This window comes from Nonomuraea marmarensis (assembly GCF_043197025.1).
GTDB lineage: Bacteria > Actinomycetota > Actinomycetes > Streptosporangiales > Streptosporangiaceae > Nonomuraea > Nonomuraea marmarensis.
This window is the reverse complement of record NZ_JBICRM010000029.1, coordinates 54,853-70,196: the sequence shown is the minus strand read 5'-3', so window position 1 is coordinate 70,196 and position 15,344 is coordinate 54,853. Positions and strand designations below refer to the sequence as shown.

Here is a 15,344-nt window from a genome sequence, read left to right as displayed (position 1 = left end):
GAACTCGGAGATGATGTGATGAAGGTGTTGTCGACGCAGTTCACGAAGTTGTTCGGGGTGCGGCATCCGATTGTGCTGGCGCCGATGGGCGGCTCGGCCGGTGGTGCGCTGGCGGCGGCCGTCTCGCGCGGCGGCGGGCTCGGGATGCTGGGTGCCGGGAACGGGGATCGGGAGTGGCTGGATCGTGAGGTGCAGATCGTCGCCTCGAGTACCGACCAACCGTGGGGCGTCGGCTTCCTGACGTGGGCGATCGATGTCGGTGCGGTGGAGCGTGCGCTGGGATACGGCCCCCGGGCGGTCATGTTGTCCTTCGGCGACCCGAGCCCGTTCGTGGAACCCATCCGTCAAGCGGGGGCCGCCTTGATCATTCAGGTCACCGACGTGGAGGAGGCCTGGCGGGCCGTGGACCTGGGTGCCGATGTCGTCGTGGCGCAGGGCACCGAAGCCGGTGGCCATGGCGCCAGGCGCGGGCGGTCCACGTTGCCGTTCGTACCCATCGTGGTGGATCTCGCGGCTCCGGTGCCGGTACTGGCGGCCGGCGGGATCGCCGACGGCCGCGGCCTGGCCGCGGCCCTGGCCTTGGGCGCGGCCGGAGCCCTGATCGGCACCCGCTTCCAGGCCACCGTCGAGGCTCTGGTCGACCCCGCGATCACCAAGGCGATCGTCGAAGGACGGGGGCAGGACACCGAGCGCAGCAGCGTGCTGGACATTGCTCGCGGCTCCCGATGGCCGTCGAAGTACCCCGCCCGTACCCTCGGCCACCCTTACCTCGACCGATGGCGCGGCCGCGAGGCGGAGCTCGCCGGCGACTCCCAGGCCAGACAGGCCTACCAGAACGACGTGGCGCGAGGCGCCATACCCCCGCTACCGGTCTGGGCCGGCGAGGCCATCGACCTCATCACCGACCTGCCCTCAGCAGCGGACCTCGTCACCACCTTGGCCACCCAGGCCGTGGACGCCCTGGCCAAGGCCGGGAGGCGCTGACCGACAGTTGGTCTCGGTGAGCGGCACGTCCGGTGTCAAAAGCAGTTCTGGCGCTGGCCTGCGGGTTCGTGTCGAGCTGCGGTTCTTGATCCAGGATCAGGATCCGCTCTTTATCTCCGCATTCAGGGAGTTCTTCCACGCTGTAGGGCTTCGGGCCATTACGACTCTGTCGCGGACACTGAGAATGAACGCCATCTGTGAGCGGATCATCGCACCCTACGCCGTGAACTCCTGGAGCGCATCCTGATCCTCAATGAACGTCACCTGGTATTCGTGCTCCACTACGAGGTCACCTCTACGGACGTGGTGTATGGGTCAATCTTCGCGTGATTCTGTATCTGCGGTTACGACGTGGCGCATAATAGCCTGCGCCCCAATTGAGTGGCTTGCTTGGGTAGGTCGATAATGACCCCCATGTTGAAATCGCTGATAGCAAGGGCGGGTCTATCGGAGAACGCTTCCCTGGCGGAGGTCGTGGAGGCGGTGCGCTCGATGCCTTACGGGCGTCCCATGGAGCGGAGCGCTCAAGGGGCGCTCGCCGAATGGCGGGGGACGTGCTCGACGAAGCATGCGCTGCTGGCAGCGGTCCTGGCGGAACAGTGGCCGCACACCGAACCGCAGCTGGTCCATCGCGTCTACCGGTGCACGCCCGAAGACGCTGCCCGCAGCTTCGGCCCGACCGCAGCCGCCGCGGTGCCTGAGGAAGGCTTGTGGGACGTGCACCGATACCTGACCATCGACCTGGACGGGAACCGAGTCGTCATCGACGTCACCTTTCCGTCCGGCCCAGGCTGGGATGGAGCCAGCTCGATGCCGGTCGCGTGCGGGCCTGGAACCGACCATCCGGCTGGTTCCGCCCCCGACGCGGACAAGCGAGCTTTGGAGGAGGTTCACTGCGATCCTGGTATCCGCGAGCCCTTCGTCGCCGCCCTGAGCATGTCGGCAACGACGGCCCGTGATACGGCGGGGCCCCGGCCGAGCGGTGGTGATAGATGATCAGTGTTTATGTCATCGGTCTGCGACCCGCCCGCGCGGGGTGGGCTCGTAGGGCGTTACGTTCTGCACGGCCTCGGCGAAGCCGCCGTCCGCGACCATGTTGCGCAGGATGATCCGGTGTACCGCCGTCGGTTGGGCCCTCGAGAACGGCAGGAACGTCACCCCGGGCGCCTTCTCGATCGCTCGGCGCTGTGACTCCCTGCCGACCACGTAGCTGTAGCGTGCGTCGGCGTCGTGCTCGGTCTGGTCGTCGGTCCGGCACCCGTAGTCGGACGTGCCTCCGGGCAGCGGGTTCGCCACGACCTGGTACGGGGGCACAGTGAGGTTCGTGCACATCGACCAGTAGCGCGCATCCTTGCCTGTGGCCGGCCAGGGCGCCGGGTGCGAGCCCCGGGCGGTGCGCGGGGCCTTGCCGTGGATGACGACGACCTGGCGGTCGGAGGGCGGGGTGACGTCCGCGTAGAGATAGGCGGTGTCGGCGTTCGGGAAGCCGCCGCCGGGGCGACTGGCGAGGTCCGGGCGGGCGAACGCCGGTGTACCGGTCTGCCGACGTATCGGCATACTCGATCGTGCACCTGGTCGGCGACGTCACCGCGCTGCTGGAGGCGCTGGGCGAGAAGCAGGCCGTGATCGTGGGGCACGACTGGGGCGCGCCGGTCGCCTGGCACACCGCCCAGTTCCGCCCAGACCTCGTGCGCGGCGTCGCCGCGCTCAGTGTGCCGCACAGGCCGCGCACCTCCGGCCCGCCAGTGAAGCGGATGCGCGAGGTGATCGGTGAGGGGTTCTACATGGTCTACTTCCAGCGCCCCAAGGAGCCGGAGACGGAGTTCGAGCGCAACCCGAAGGCCACCTTAGGGACGCTTCAAGAAGGCTGCAATCAGGTTCTCACCCGCCGAGCTCACGGTATTCCCGAGCCTCATGGAGCCGAAAGATCTCCAGGGCCTCGGCCAGCTGCTGCGTGACCCGGCGTGGCACAACGCCCTCGAGAGTGAGGGTGTCGAGGTCGTCGGAGGCTGGTGGACCTGACCCATGAGCCAGTCGGCGGTTCTTGATTCGCGAAACTGCCCCTCCGGCAGCACCTGCGCTCGGTACTGGTCGAGTATGCCGATCAGCTACAACGGTCATCGGCCGCACCAATCCCGCTCGCAGCGACCACCCGATCATGACGAGCGAGCCGTCGTATCGTTGGGAGGCCGGATCGAACGTCGGGAGGTGCTCGGCGGGTTGATCAACGAGTACCACCGAGCCGCGTAGCCACTCCGGAGAATTCCCAGCTCAAGCCCTGCGCGATGGATCGGCAAGGCGCGAGCTGGGGCGTGACTTACATGTGGCTCACCGTGACTCACGGTCAGATGACGCGACTACAGGTTCGCGCAAAACCGCAGGTCGGCGTGGTAGGGCGGGTGGGACTTGAACCCACGACCCACGGATTATGAGCCTAGCTCAGACAGGCCATCCAGCGGCCGTGAGTCGTCCAGCAGTCCGCGACCGGGAAGCCGCCAGCACGTGCCACACGCTGGATGTCGCTCACCGACACGGTCGCCCAGCCGAACCAGTCCCCGACGAGCGGGCCGCGGTGCAGCCGTACACGGTCGACCCGGCTTTTCGTCTCGGGTGGTGCGACTTCGACCAGGACGTTCCCGCCCGGCCGGACCAATTGCCTGACCCGGCGCAGCAGCGTCTCGGGGTTGCCGCCGATGCCGATGTTGCCGTCGGTGAGCAGCGCCGTCGCCCACTGGCCACCGCCCGGGACCTCGTCGAAGACGTCCCGGAGCAGGGCGAACCCTCCCGCTCTGCGGGTGAGGGCGACGGCGCGAGGGGTGATGTCGATGCCGAGCGCCTGAACGCCGCGGCGGGTCAGCGCGACGGTGAGCCGGCCGGGACCCGAGCCAATGTCCAGGGTTGGGCTGGCGCACCTGCTCAGGAGCGCCTCGTCGCCGTCTACCGGCTCGAACCAGCGCGCGGTCTCCAGCACGACACGGGTGCCATCGACGTACTCGATCTCGGCGGGCGCTCCGGCGAGCGCGTCGGCGTAGATCTGCCCGATCATCGGCCCAGCTCCCGTAGCGCGGCGGCGAAGCGGGAAGCCGGCGCCTGCTCGGCCACCGCGTCCGCGTCCGCCGCAGTGTCGACATCGGTCAGCTCGGGCAGCAGGTGGACGGTAAGTCCGGCCCGATCCAGCCGGTCGAGCTGGAGCTTGCCGGTCTCCGGATGAGACATCGGCACGCCGCGCAGCAGCGAAGGGTCCGGCTCGCGCAGGCCGAGCAGCCAGAAGCCGCCGTCCGCGGCCGGGCCGAACACGGCGTCGTGCCGCTCCAAGACCTCCACCGCCTCCCCGAGCAGAGCGGGAGTCACCTGCGGAGTGTCCATGCCGATCAGTACGACGGCTTCCGGCCGGAGCCGGTAGGCGTCGGAGAACGCCGCCGCCAAACGCTCGTCCAGGCCCGTGCCGCGCTGCGGGATCACCACGAAGCCGGGAGGCAGCCAGCTGCCCGGCAGCCCGTCCAGGGCGAGTACCCGCTGGGTCGCGGGTGTCGCGGAGACGGCGAGCAGGCTGTCGCGGAGAGCGGCCTCGGCGAGGGCCGCGGCCTGGTCGGGGCTGTACGGCGGGGTCAGCCGGGTCTTGACCCTCCCGGCCACCGGCTCCTTGGCGATGATCATGATTTGGGCCACGTGATCGACAGTAGGGCGACGCAGGGTGCTCAATCCTTACGACATGCTGACGGCAGCCCGTTCGGTCAGGGCGAGCGCGGTCTTCGGGTTCATTGGCGTATTCCCGCTTCGCGGGGTCGGCGTACGGCCCAGCCGATCAGCACGGCCAGCGCGGCCGCGGCGTAGAACGGCATGGCCGGGCTGGGGTGCGCCGTCGGGCCGGCGATGTAGGCCATCGCACCCGCCAGGCCGACGCCCAGCCATTCCGCCCGGCCGTCCATGACGGCCAGTGCCACGACCAGGAGTGCGTACCAGGAGTACCCGGGGGTGAACAGCAGCAGGAGGGACCCGCTGATCACCAGCGCCCCGTGCCAGGGCCGCTCCGGGTCGCCGTGGCGCAGGACGCGGAGGACGACCAGGGCGAGCAGCAGGATGGCGGCGTACGGCGCCCACGAGTCCGGCATCACCAGCCGCAGCACCACATACCGGTTCCCATCGGCGGGTGCTTCGTACCGCTCCTCCTGGATGTAACCCAGCAGGTAGCCCACCACCGGGGCTTGCGAGGCCAGCACGTAGGGCAGGTATGCCAGGCCTACGACGAGTACGGCGGGCACGGAGAGCCTGAGTACGCGCCGCCACGCCACTCCGTCCGCCAGTGCTCCCGACAACGCGCCGAGCAGCGCTGTGGCGGGCAGCAGTTTGGCCGCGACGGCCGCGCCCAGCAGCGCACCGCGAGTGCGTACGGTGCCGAAGGCGAGCACCACCAGCAGCACGGCCAGCATGTCGACGTGCGCGTTGTTCACGGCCTCGACGGGTATGGCCGGGCACCACGCCCAGTACGCGGCCGTCCGGACACCGGCCTGGCGGCGCAGCGAGAGGAGCACCAGGATGGCCATCACCCAACCGCCGAGTTGGAGGACCTTGTGCCGGGCGCCGTCCGGCGAGAGCCAGTGGACCAGGAGGAAGTAACCTTGGGCGACCGGAGGGTAGATCGTGGGAACCGTGGGCCGGTTGATCCGCGTGCAGCCACCGGCGGGCAGAGGCCAAAGCTCGGGGGCCTCGCACTCGGATGGGAACAACCAGTCGTCGCGCAGCGGGGCGAGTGCGGGATCGGCCGGCGGGTGGTCGTAGGGCGAGACGCCTGTCGCCTGCACGCGGCCGTCCCATGCGTACCGGTAGGCGTCGGTGCTGGTGCTCGGCGGCGCGGCCAGCCCGGTCGCGGCCAGCGCGATGCCACCCGCGACGACCAGGGCGGTCAGCTGCCTTTCCGGCAGCCGCCGGGCCAGCGATAAGGCTGTGGCGAACAGCGCCCAGGCCAGGAGATACCAGCCCAGGCCGGGCGGCCCGGCCACCATTCTGACCACGACGGCGGCCAGTGCCAGGAGCACCCCGCCCACGTATAACACGTGACGGCTCACACACGGCAGCGTCGCACCCGGAGCCCGGTTCGTGGCCGCCGCGGCGCCAGCCGTACGCACTCCGTAAGAACCTCTAGGACGGGACGCGTCGCTTCGGGATGCGGTTGAGCATGACGGACAACAGCGTGCCGGTGAGCCCGCCCAGCTCGGTGCCGAGTAGCGCGGCGAGCCCGAGCGCGGCCAGGACGAGCAGCAGGTTGCGTAGGTAGTCGAGCGGCAGGATCGACGGGTTGTCGGCCCGCGATGCCGACGGCGTAGCCGATCCACCTCATGCGACCCGCACCGCCGCCACCCACTTGGTCTGCATGACGCCCGGCCGGTTGGGCGCGATCAGCCGCACCGGGTAGCCGTGATCGGCGTCGAGTGTCCGGCCGTTGATCTTGAGGACGAGCAGGGTCAGCGGGTCGTTCCAGTGCGGTGGCCGTACCTCAATGCTGCGGTAGTAGCCGCTCCGCTCGAGGGACTCGACCCGTCAGGAACGCCTCCGGCGAGCCGTCGGCTTGGTTGATCAGGTCGCGCAGACGCACGCCCGACCACTCGCACTCCACGCTCCAGCCTTCGACGCACGCGATCGGCAGCCTTACCGTGTGCTGCGGCAGCCGGGCAAGCAGCGCGCCCGCGACCAGCAGCAGCACGAACAGCCGCTCGGCGGCGTGCCTGGCCGAGCGCAGCGGCGGCCACTGCCGCAGTTTCGGATAGACCGCCCACAGCTTTGCCAGCAGGAGGGGGACCGTGGCGATTCCGCCGATGACGTGCAGGCCCTGGGTGATCCGGTAGAGGTTGACGGGCCGTGACGGCCACAGCAGCCACGCGGGCGGGTGCTGGACGAAATGACTGAACAGGCCGGTCGCGAAGGCGATGGTGAAGCTGATCCCCAGTCACGTTCCCAGCCTGGCCGCCATCTGCTCGGAACGCAGGCGGCTGGTGAACGGCCGGACAGCGACTGACCGAATGTCACGGTGGCGCGTATCAGGCTCATGCATCGGAGCCTGACACCGTGGGTCGCTCGCGATGCCGCCGCAGCGGGTGCCGTCCGCACTCTGTGAAGTCGCCCGGTTGGGGCGATCGGGCATGGCCAAATGCGTACCGTGACGAAGCATAGAAGGTGGCGTAACCGGTAAGGACAGCAGCATCCGACATCGGCTTCGGGGGGATCAATGCCGGATACGCCGCCCAGACGTGCCCGTGAGCATGACGTGACCGGTGGGGAGACGCGGTTGGCGGCGTGGTTGCGTGGCGGGCCTCCTGGGCCGTTTCGGCCCGAGTTCTGGCGGAGCCCTCTGCGTGGCCCGTGGCTCACGTCGGTGCTCGGCCTGGTCCTGCTGGTCGGGCTGGTCATCGTCGCGGTCACTGGGTTGTTGTCGTACGCCGCCTACGAGCCGCGACTGCCGGGAAACGACACCACCCCCACCAAGGGCCTGCTGGGCTTCTATCTCTTCGACTGGCCCACGAATCCGGTCTGGATGTACCGGCTCACCCAGGGCGCCCATGTCATCGTCGGGCTGACGCTGGTGCCGGTGCTGTTGGCCAAGCTGTGGTCGGTGATCCCGAAGTTGTTCGCGTGGCCGCCCGCGCGCTCGATCGCCGAGGCCGTCGAGCGGGCCAGCCTGGTGCTTCTGGTGGGCGGCGCGGTGTTCCAGTTCGTCACCGGGATCCTCAACATCCAGGTCTTCTACGTCTTCCCGTTCTCCTTCTACCCGGCGCATCTGTACGGTGCGTGGATCTTCCTGGTCGCGCTCGTCGTCCACGTCGTCGTGCGGCTGCCGAAGGCGATCGGCGCGGTGCGGTCACGGGACCTGCGCCGTGAGCTGCGCACGGGCCTGGCAGGCACGCGGCCGGAACCGCCCGACCCCGATGGCCTGGTGGCCGCGAAACCGGCGCCGCCCACCATGTCCCGGCGCGGGCTGCTGGCGTTCGTCGGCGGGGGTTCGGTGATGATGTTCGGCCTGTCGGTGGGGCAGACGGTGGACGGGCCACTGCGCCGTACGGCGTTGCTGGCGCCGCGCGGGCGGGAGTACGGCACCGGGCCCAACGACTTCCAGATCAACAAGACGGCGGCGAGCCTGGGCGTCACCGCGGCGGAGACGGGCGCGCAGTGGCGGCTGGCGGTCGCCGGCGCGGGCCGGCTCCACCTGTCCCGCGAGGACCTGTTGGCCATGCCGCTGCACACCTACGCGCTTCCGATCGCCTGTGTGGAGGGGTGGTCGACCGAGCAGATCTGGACCGGCGTACGGCTCGCGGACCTGGCCCGCCTGGCCGGAGTGCCGCCCGGCTCGGCGGGAGTCACGGCCAGGTCCCTGCAGCGCGTGGGCTACTTCGGCCAGGCGTCGCTGAGCGCCGGGCAGGTGGCCGACCCGCGCTCGCTGCTCGCGCTGCGCGTGAACGGCGCCGACCTGTCGCTCGACCACGGATACCCGGCGCGGATCATCGTGCCGAACGCCCCGGGTGTGCACAACACCAAATGGGTGCGCGAACTCGACTTCCGCGTGGAGAGGCCGTGAACCGGCGGGTGAGCGTCTACGGTGCCCCCCTGTGGCACCTTCTCGTGCTGGTGGCCTGCTTCGTGGTTGCGGGTTATGCCGCCACCCGGGTGGTCGCCGCCGGCATCTGGCTGGGGTTCGCCGCATGGTTCGTGGGTGCGATCATCTTGCACGATCTGGTGCTGTATCCCTTGTATTCCGCGGCCGACGCCGCCACCCAGGCCTTGACCAGGCGAGTATCGCGCCCGCGGCGGACGCGGCGGCCCGCTGTGATCAATCACCTGCGGGTGCCGGCCGCGCTGTCCGGACTGCTGCTGTTGGTGTGGTTCCCGCTCATTCTCCGCGGCGCCGAGCGCAACTATCGCTGGGCGGTCGGACTGAGCACCTCTCCTTATCTCGCGCGGTGGCTGCTGATCAGCTTGGTGCTCTTCGGCGTCTCGGGGCTGCTGTACGCGGTGCGGCGCGGTGTGTCGAGAAGGGCGGATCGTTGAGCAGCATGCGTGTGACGCAGCCTGCGACGACCGCCAGTGTCGCGACAGCGTAGGCGGCAGTTCCGAGGCCGGCTTGAGGGCCCAGGTAGGAGACGGCGGCGGCGAGCGGGATGCCGAGCCATTCCCAGCGCCCGTCGAGGGCGGCGAGCGCGACGACCAGCAGGGCGTACCAGGAGTATCCGGGCGTGAGGACGAGGAACGCGGTACCGGTCACCACCAGGGCTCCACGCCACGGCCGGTGGGCGTCGCCCCGGCGAAGGACGAGCAGGGCCGCGACCGTGAGAACGGCGAGGGCGGCGGGCAGGGCCCACGAGTCGGGCAGGACCAGACGGAGCACCGCGTAGCGGCGGTTGCCGCCGGTGTCGTCGTAGCCCTCCTCGTCCAGGTAGCCGAAGAGATAGCCGAGGACGGACTCGTGGGACGCCAGCATGTACGGCAGATACGCGAGCGTCACGACGAGGAGGGCGGGCCCGAAGATCGCCAGGGCGTCGATCGCGCGCCGTCGCGTGGGAGGCCCGCCTCTGGCCAGGAGCCCGGAGAGCATCCCGGGTGCGGCTGTGGCGGGCAGGAGTTTGACGGCGGTCGCCGCGCCGAGCAGCAGGCCGCTGCCGACTCTGTGCTGGTTCGCGATGATCAGGGCGATGACGGTGAGCAGCACGCCTAGCGCGTCGACATGGGCGTTGTTCGCCGACTCGATCGGAACGGCGGGGCACCATGCCCACCAGGCGGCCCGCGCGGGAGCCCTGAGCCGGAGCGCGATCAGCAGGACGAGGGCCGTCCCCAGCGCCAGCAACGCTCCGCCGATCTGGAGCGGCTTGTGCCGTGACCCCTCGGGCGAGAGCCGGTGCACGACCCAGAAGTACGCCTCCGCCAGTGGCGGGTAGATCGTGTGGACAGCGGGGCGGTTGATCCGCGTACATGATCGGGTGCCCTCGCTGGACGGGATCGGGTAGCGGTCCGGGCCGTCGCAGCCGACGCCCTCCGGGAAGAGCCAGCGGTCGCGCAGCAGCGCGAGCGCGGGGTCGGCCGGGGCGTGGTCATAGGGAGAGACGCCCGCCGCCTGCACCCGGCCGTCCCAGGCATAGCGGTAGGAGTCGGTGCTGGTGGCCGGAGGCGCGAGGAGGCCCGTGGCGGTCACCGCGATGCCTCCGGCGACCACCAGGAACGCTGCCTGGCGTCCCGGTACCTTGCGCAGGGTCCACACCGCCGCGGCGAAGAGCGCCCACGCGAGCGCGTACCGCCAGAGCAGGTCGACGCGGTCGGTGTAGAACGAGCCCGCGCTGATTGTCAGCGCGAGCACGCAGACCAGGGAGAGGAGGAGCACGGCCGTGCCGGCGAAGCGGCAGCGGGCCACGCTGTCCGGCGTCATGTCCCGGTCCGCGGAAGGCGCTGGAACTGATCCTCCAAGGCAGGCATTCGAGTGGTCAGGCCAGGGGTGCGGTGGCGAACTCCTTCATCCCTTCGGCAAATCCGATACGCGCCCGAAAGCCGAGTTCGACCGCTGCCCGGTGCGGTGCGGCCACGATGTGGCGAACGTCGCCCAGCCGGTACTCCCCGGTGGTGACCGGTTCCGGGCCGCCCCGCTGCGCCGCCAGGGCCGAGGCCATCTCGCCGACGGTATGCGGCTCGCCGCTGGCGATGTTGTAGACGGTCAGCGTTCCGGGCTCGCCGCGGGTGAGGGCGGCGACGTTGGCGTCGGCGACATCGCGGACGTGGACGAAGTCGCGCATCTGCCCGCCGTCCTCGAACACCCGCGGAGGGCGACCGGCCTCCAGCGCGGACCGGAAGATCGCCGCAACGCCCGAGTACGGAGTGTTCCTCGGCATCCTGGGGCCGTACACGTTGTGGTAGCGAAGGGCGGTCGCCATTGCGCCCGTCTCGCGCGCCCAGTTGGCGGCGAGATGCTCCTGCGCAAGCTTGGTGGTGGCGTACGCGTTGCGCGGATCCGCTGGCGCGTCCTCGTCGATGGCGGCGAAGGCCACGCCCTCACCGCACCGGGGACAGCGGGGTTCGAAGGACCCTCGCGACATGTCCGCGACGGAGCGGGGACCGGGCCGTACCCGGCCGTGCCGCGCGCAGTCGTAGGCGCCCTCGCCGTAGACCACCATCGAGGACGCCAGCACCAGCCGCCCGACACCGTGCTCCGCCATCGCCGCCAGCAGCACAGCCGTGCCGTACACGTTGACCGAGGCGTAGTCCGGCAGGTCCGCCACGTTCACGCCGAGCCCGACCTTGGCCGCCTGGTGCACGACCACATCGACCTCCGGCAGCAGCCGATCGAGAACGGCCGTGTCGCGAACGTCGTCGCCGGACCGAAGGTCAAGTCCGGCCACCTCGTGGCCGTTCGCCTCCAGCGCCTCGACCGCATGACTCCCGATGAACCCGGCCGCACCGGTCACCAGCACCCTCGTCATTGCGCCGCTCCGATCCCGGCGAGCGCGGCGGCGTAGCGCGACCGCGGGGCCATCGCCGCCACCTCGATCGCGTCCGTGATGGTGTCCACATCGGTCAGGCACGGCATCAAGGCGACGCTCATCCCTGCCTCCCTGAGTCTTCGCAGCTGGATCTCTCCGGTGGCCGGCTCCGACATCGGCACGCCGAGCAGCAGCGCCGGGTCGGGGACACGCAGCCCGAGCAGCCAGAAGCCGCCGTCGGTCGCCGGGCCGAACACCGCGTCGTGGCCGGCCAGCAGAGACACGGCCTCGGTCAACAGGCCAGCGGACGCTTGCGGGGTGTCCATGCCGATGAGCACGATGGGGGAGGGCCACAGCCGGTGGGTGTCCTCGAATGCCGCGGCCAGCCGTTCGTCCAGACCGCCCCCGCGCTGCGGGAGCACCGTGAAGCCGCCGGGAAGCCAGACCCCGGGGGCGCCGTCAAGGGCGAGCACCCGATGGACGCCCGGGACCTGGGCGACGGTCCGCAACGTGTCCTCCAGCGCGGCGCCGGCCAGAGCAGCGGCCTGACCGGGGGTGAGAGGCGGAACGAGCCGCGTCTTCACCCTTCCGGGCACGGGCTCCTTGGCGATCACGACGATCTGCGGGCGGAGCTCGGTGTCCCGGCTGTCCGCCGGATTCACGCCGCCCCGTCCCGACGGGCCATGACCCGGCGCATGTCGCCGATCGCCCGCAGCGTGCCGCGTACCGTGCCGGTCACCTTCGACCTGCCCTCGCGGGGCAGGTAGTCCACCTCGGTCTCGCGGATGCGCCAGCCCGCCGCCCCGGCACGCAGCACCATCTCCAGCGGATAGCCGAAACGCCGGTCGACGAGCCCCAGCCGGAGCAGCGCGACACGCTCGCACGCCCGCATCGGCCCCAGATCGTGCAGCGAGGCACCGGTACGGCGGCGCAGCCTCCGAGCCAGTACCGCGTTGCCGAGCCGGGCGTGCACCGGCCATGACGCGCCCGGCCGGAGAACACGGCGGCCGAGGACGAGGTCGGCCTCACCGGCCACGACAGGTCCGCTCACCCGAGGTAGCTGACCGGGGTCCAACGACGCATCGGCGTCCATGAAGCAAACGACGTCCGAGACCGCGGCCACCAGCCCCGCATGGCACGCCGCGCCGAACCCGCGCAGGGGCTCGCACACCACCATCGCACCGAGCCCGGCCGCGATCTTCGCGGATCCGTCGGTCGAGCCGTTGTCGACCACGATCGGGCGAAAGCCGTCCGGCATCCGCCCGAGCACCCACGGAAGGGCCGCCGCCTCGTCCAGGCAGGGCAGCACCACGTCGATCTCCACGCCGCCGACGCTAACGCGACACCTCGGTCCACACCCTCGCCAAGAGGTCCGCCTTTCCGAGAAATGACCAGGTCATAGCCGTCAGGCTCAAGCGGATCCCTCCTGCGGGCGGGTCGCGGCGCGTGCCGGTGTCGCCGGCTCGGCTCGGGCAGTGACCGGTGGAGGCGCTTGACGGTGACCGCGACGAACCAGAGGGACGCGAAGCCGTCGACGCGCCGGGGCTCTCCCGCCCGGATCGGCGCGGGTGTAGCCAGCAGGCTCTTCCACGAGTCGAGCACGCTCGCTCACCAAGTGCAGCCCGAGGTTTCTGCACCCTCTATCGGTGCTCAGGGTTCTCGAAGTCGAAGCGGCATCCGGCGTCCCATTCCGAGCGCTGGTTGCCGTGCGCGGGGATGCCGCCGACGTCCTTGAGCATGCGGGCCAGGTGCAGCAGGTTCCAGGTCATGAAGGTGGTGTTACGGTTGGTGAAGTCGTTCTCCGGCCCGCCCGAGCCCGGATCGAGGTAGGACGGACCGGGCCCGGCCTCGCCGATCCAGCCGGCGTCGGCCTGGGGCGGGATGGTGTAGCCCAGATGCTGCAGGCTGTAGAGCACGTTCATGGCGCAGTGCTTGACGCCGTCCTCGTTGCCGGTGATCAGGCAGCCGCCGACCCGGCCGTAGTAGGCGTACTGGCCGGCCTGGTTGAGCAGGCTGGAGCAGGCGTACAGGCGCTCGATGACCTTCTTGGTGACCGAGCTGTTGTCGCCCAGCCAGATGGGCCCGGCGATGACGAGGATGTCGGCGGCCATCACCCGCTGGTAGATGGCCGGCCACTCGTCGCTCTCCCAGCCGTGCTCAGTCATGTCCGGCCAGACGCCGGTGGCGATGTCGTGGTCGACGGCCCGCAACTGCTCGACCCGTACGCCCTGCTTGTCCATGATGCGCGCGCTGAGATCGATCAGGCCCTGGGTGTGGCTGCGCTCTGGGCTCCTCTTGAGCGTGCAGTTGATGAACAGCGCCCGCAGATCGTCATGCCGGGCAGAAGCTCCGTTGACCGTCATCGTGACAGCTCCTTTCGATGCGGTCCAGGCGCCCACCGTACGCAGGCTCTGGGCCGATACCTGTTTCTTCGGCCACTGGGCTCGCCGCGTTGCGGTATTCGGTCGCATCGCTCAGCGGTGCGCTCAGGCCGGTGGTCCCGGACTTTCGTCGGCCTCGGCAAGGCGGGCCAGTGAGGGGGAACCGCCACGGAACCCGCGGCGGTATCGTCCGGGTGAGCCGAGGCCGAAGAACTCGCGCAGCCAGGCGACGTGCTCGCTCTTCTCATTGTGGATGGCTTGGACCAGCCCATGAGTGCGAGGATCCTTTCCTTCAGTGAGCTCTCGCAGGCCGGAGTAGGGTGATGCGGCCTGCTGAACGGATCCGATGAGTGTTTCCGGCAGGTCGTTCGCAGTCGCGAAGAGTGCGCCTGCCGAAAATTACATCCGCCCAGGTCATGACCATGTGAGCTCTTCGCGTGGCGGCGTGAGCTCCGGTCACCCAGAAGACGGAACGCGTGCGGCAGGATGATCAGCCGTGCTCCTTCGCCTGGCCTACCTCACCGTCACGAACACGTTCGCCGCGCTGCGGTTGCTGCCCATGGGCGATCGGGATAAGGACGTGGAGATACTCGCCCTGCGCCACCAGATCACCGTCCCTGAACGCCAACTCGGTGCCGACACCAGAGTGAGATTCGCACCGAGGACCGGGCCTTTCTCGCCGCGCTCCTGACCTCGCTGCCCCGCGAGATTCTGCGCCGACTGCAACTCCTCGTCCGCCCGGATACCGTCCTGCGCTGGCACCGCGACCTGATGAAACGGCGTCACGCCCGTACCTGCCGGCCGAAGCGGCCTGGGCGCCCGCCCACGGTCCGCTCCATCCGCGCTCTCATCCTGCGCCTGGTTCGGGAGAACCCCGACTGGGGATATCGGCGAGTGCATGGTGAGCTCGCCACACTCGGCATCAAGGTCGCGCCGTCCACGGTCTGGGAGTAACCGTCACCTTAAACGGGGAGCGCCAGTACATCCTGGCCGTCATTGAGCACGCCGGCAGGCGCATTCGCGTGTTGGGCACCACCGCTCACCCGACCGCCCGCTGGGTGATCCAGGCGATCAGGAATCTCGTGATGGACCTGGAGGATGCGAACTGCCGGGCACGCTTTCTGATCCGAGACCGGGATGGGAAGTTCCCCGCCCTCATGGACGAAATCCTCGCCGACGCAGGCATCCAGACCGCACTCACCGGTATCCGGATGCCGCGAATGAATTCCATCATGGAGCGATGGGTGCAGTCCTGCCGCCACGAACTCCTGGACCGCTGCCTGCTCTGGAACGAACGCCACCTGCGGCATGTCCTACGCGAGTACGAACTGTTCTACAACCGGCACCGAGCCCATCAAGCCCTGGCCCAAGCCGCCCCGCTGCGTACCGTCCCGGACCCGATCACGGATCCAGAGCGAATCACCGACCTGAACATACGCCGACGAGACCGGCTTGGCGGCGTCCTTCACGAGTACTCACATGCCGCTTGACCTGCATGGATGAAATTTTCGGCAGGCGGACTGGCGCA

19 protein-coding genes are annotated in these 15,344 nt (G+C 69.7%); 8 read left to right on the top strand and 11 right to left on the bottom strand.

The genetic code is table 11. From position 1 onward, the window contains the following. Positions 1–18 precede the first annotated feature (18 nt). Together ACFLIM_RS36000 and ACFLIM_RS35995 are read left to right on the top strand one after the other, a co-directional pair. On the top strand, positions 19–984 hold the full coding sequence (locus ACFLIM_RS36000; protein WP_393172847.1) for an NAD(P)H-dependent flavin oxidoreductase: 966 nt from the start codon (positions 19–21) through the stop codon (positions 982–984). Positions 985–1,398: 414 nt separating this feature from the next. Beyond that, positions 1,399–1,980 carry a hypothetical protein gene (locus tag ACFLIM_RS35995; protein WP_393172846.1) on the top strand — a complete coding sequence of 194 codons (582 nt, stop codon included), beginning with the start codon at positions 1,399–1,401 and terminating at the stop codon, positions 1,978–1,980. A 12-nt stretch (positions 1,981–1,992) separates the two neighbouring features. Here the strand turns inward: ACFLIM_RS35995 and ACFLIM_RS35990 are convergent, their stop codons facing one another. Then, positions 1,993–2,541 carry a hypothetical protein gene (locus ACFLIM_RS35990; protein ID WP_393172845.1) on the bottom strand — a complete coding sequence of 183 codons (549 nt, stop codon included), beginning with the start codon at positions 2,539–2,541 and terminating at the stop codon, positions 1,993–1,995. On the opposite strand from ACFLIM_RS35990, the gene ACFLIM_RS35985 reads away from it, so the two are divergent. After that, entirely contained in the window at positions 2,514–2,942 is a 429-nt protein-coding gene (locus ACFLIM_RS35985) for an alpha/beta fold hydrolase (RefSeq protein WP_393172844.1), read from the top strand. The genes ACFLIM_RS35990 and ACFLIM_RS35985 overlap by 28 nt on opposite strands. A 476-nt stretch (positions 2,943–3,418) precedes the next feature. On the opposite strand, the gene ACFLIM_RS35980 is transcribed toward ACFLIM_RS35985, so the two are convergent. The 5 genes from ACFLIM_RS35980 to ACFLIM_RS35960 form a co-directional block, all read right to left on the bottom strand. After that, positions 3,419–4,030, bottom strand: coding sequence for a class I SAM-dependent methyltransferase (locus tag ACFLIM_RS35980; protein WP_393172843.1), 612 nt, complete (start codon positions 4,028–4,030; stop codon positions 3,419–3,421). After that, positions 4,027–4,653 (bottom strand): TIGR04282 family arsenosugar biosynthesis glycosyltransferase, encoded by a 627-nt coding sequence (locus ACFLIM_RS35975; protein ID WP_393172842.1) that lies wholly within the window; start codon positions 4,651–4,653, stop codon positions 4,027–4,029. The genes ACFLIM_RS35980 and ACFLIM_RS35975 overlap by 4 nt, the downstream gene beginning before the upstream one ends. Positions 4,654–4,742: 89 nt before the next feature. Beyond that, entirely contained in the window at positions 4,743–6,050 is a 1,308-nt protein-coding gene (locus ACFLIM_RS35970) for a hypothetical protein (protein ID WP_393172841.1), read from the bottom strand. A gap of 268 nt (positions 6,051–6,318) precedes the next feature. Continuing rightward, the gene (locus ACFLIM_RS35965) at positions 6,319–6,444 is read right to left on the bottom strand and encodes a molybdopterin-dependent oxidoreductase (RefSeq protein ID WP_393172915.1); all 126 of its coding nucleotides are present in this window, start codon (positions 6,442–6,444) and stop codon (positions 6,319–6,321) included. A gap of 34 nt (positions 6,445–6,478) precedes the next feature. Then, positions 6,479–6,685, bottom strand: a complete 207-nt coding sequence (locus ACFLIM_RS35960) for a hypothetical protein (protein WP_393172840.1) — start codon at positions 6,683–6,685, stop codon at positions 6,479–6,481. A gap of 561 nt (positions 6,686–7,246) precedes the next feature. Between ACFLIM_RS35960 and ACFLIM_RS35955 the strand changes: the two genes are divergently transcribed. Both ACFLIM_RS35955 and ACFLIM_RS35950 read left to right on the top strand, forming a co-directional pair. Continuing rightward, complete coding sequence (locus ACFLIM_RS35955) at positions 7,247–8,551, top strand: molybdopterin-dependent oxidoreductase (protein ID WP_393172839.1); 1,305 nt, start codon at positions 7,247–7,249, stop codon at positions 8,549–8,551. Then, entirely contained in the window at positions 8,548–9,021 is a 474-nt protein-coding gene (locus tag ACFLIM_RS35950; RefSeq protein WP_393172838.1) for a hypothetical protein, read from the top strand. Before ACFLIM_RS35955 ends, ACFLIM_RS35950 begins: the two co-directional genes overlap by 4 nt. Here ACFLIM_RS35950 and ACFLIM_RS35945 read toward each other — a convergent pair. The 5 genes from ACFLIM_RS35945 to ACFLIM_RS35925 all read right to left on the bottom strand — a co-directional run bounded on the left by ACFLIM_RS35945 (position 8,945) and on the right by ACFLIM_RS35925 (position 13,798). Beyond that, positions 8,945–10,390: a glycosyltransferase 87 family protein gene (locus ACFLIM_RS35945; RefSeq protein WP_393172837.1), complete on the bottom strand. Its 1,446-nt coding sequence runs from the start codon at positions 10,388–10,390 to the stop codon at positions 8,945–8,947. The genes ACFLIM_RS35950 and ACFLIM_RS35945 overlap by 77 nt on opposite strands. 55 nt (positions 10,391–10,445) lie before the next feature. Next, positions 10,446–11,435 (bottom strand): NAD-dependent epimerase/dehydratase family protein, encoded by a 990-nt coding sequence (locus ACFLIM_RS35940; protein WP_393172836.1) that lies wholly within the window; start codon positions 11,433–11,435, stop codon positions 10,446–10,448. Beyond that, the gene (locus ACFLIM_RS35935) at positions 11,432–12,097 is read right to left on the bottom strand and encodes a TIGR04282 family arsenosugar biosynthesis glycosyltransferase (protein ID WP_393172835.1); all 666 of its coding nucleotides are present in this window, start codon (positions 12,095–12,097) and stop codon (positions 11,432–11,434) included. The genes ACFLIM_RS35940 and ACFLIM_RS35935 overlap by 4 nt, the downstream gene beginning before the upstream one ends. Then, positions 12,094–12,759 (bottom strand): glycosyltransferase family 2 protein, encoded by a 666-nt coding sequence (locus tag ACFLIM_RS35930; protein ID WP_393172834.1) that lies wholly within the window; start codon positions 12,757–12,759, stop codon positions 12,094–12,096. Before ACFLIM_RS35930 ends, ACFLIM_RS35935 begins: the two co-directional genes overlap by 4 nt. A gap of 316 nt (positions 12,760–13,075) precedes the next feature. Then, positions 13,076–13,798 carry a flavodoxin family protein gene (locus ACFLIM_RS35925; protein WP_393172833.1) on the bottom strand — a complete coding sequence of 241 codons (723 nt, stop codon included), beginning with the start codon at positions 13,796–13,798 and terminating at the stop codon, positions 13,076–13,078. Between the two features lie 514 nt (positions 13,799–14,312). Here ACFLIM_RS35925 and ACFLIM_RS35920 point away from each other — a divergent pair. The 3 genes from ACFLIM_RS35920 (at position 14,313) to ACFLIM_RS35910 (ending at position 15,306) form a co-directional block, all read left to right on the top strand. Then, positions 14,313–14,507, top strand: a complete 195-nt coding sequence (locus ACFLIM_RS35920) for a hypothetical protein (protein ID WP_393172832.1) — start codon at positions 14,313–14,315, stop codon at positions 14,505–14,507. Then, positions 14,468–14,770: a helix-turn-helix domain-containing protein gene (locus tag ACFLIM_RS35915; protein ID WP_393172914.1), complete on the top strand. Its 303-nt coding sequence runs from the start codon at positions 14,468–14,470 to the stop codon at positions 14,768–14,770. Before ACFLIM_RS35920 ends, ACFLIM_RS35915 begins: the two co-directional genes overlap by 40 nt. Before the next feature lie 104 nt (positions 14,771–14,874). Then, the gene (locus ACFLIM_RS35910; RefSeq protein WP_393172831.1) at positions 14,875–15,306 is read left to right on the top strand and encodes an integrase core domain-containing protein; all 432 of its coding nucleotides are present in this window, start codon (positions 14,875–14,877) and stop codon (positions 15,304–15,306) included. Positions 15,307–15,344: the final 38 nt, after the last annotated feature.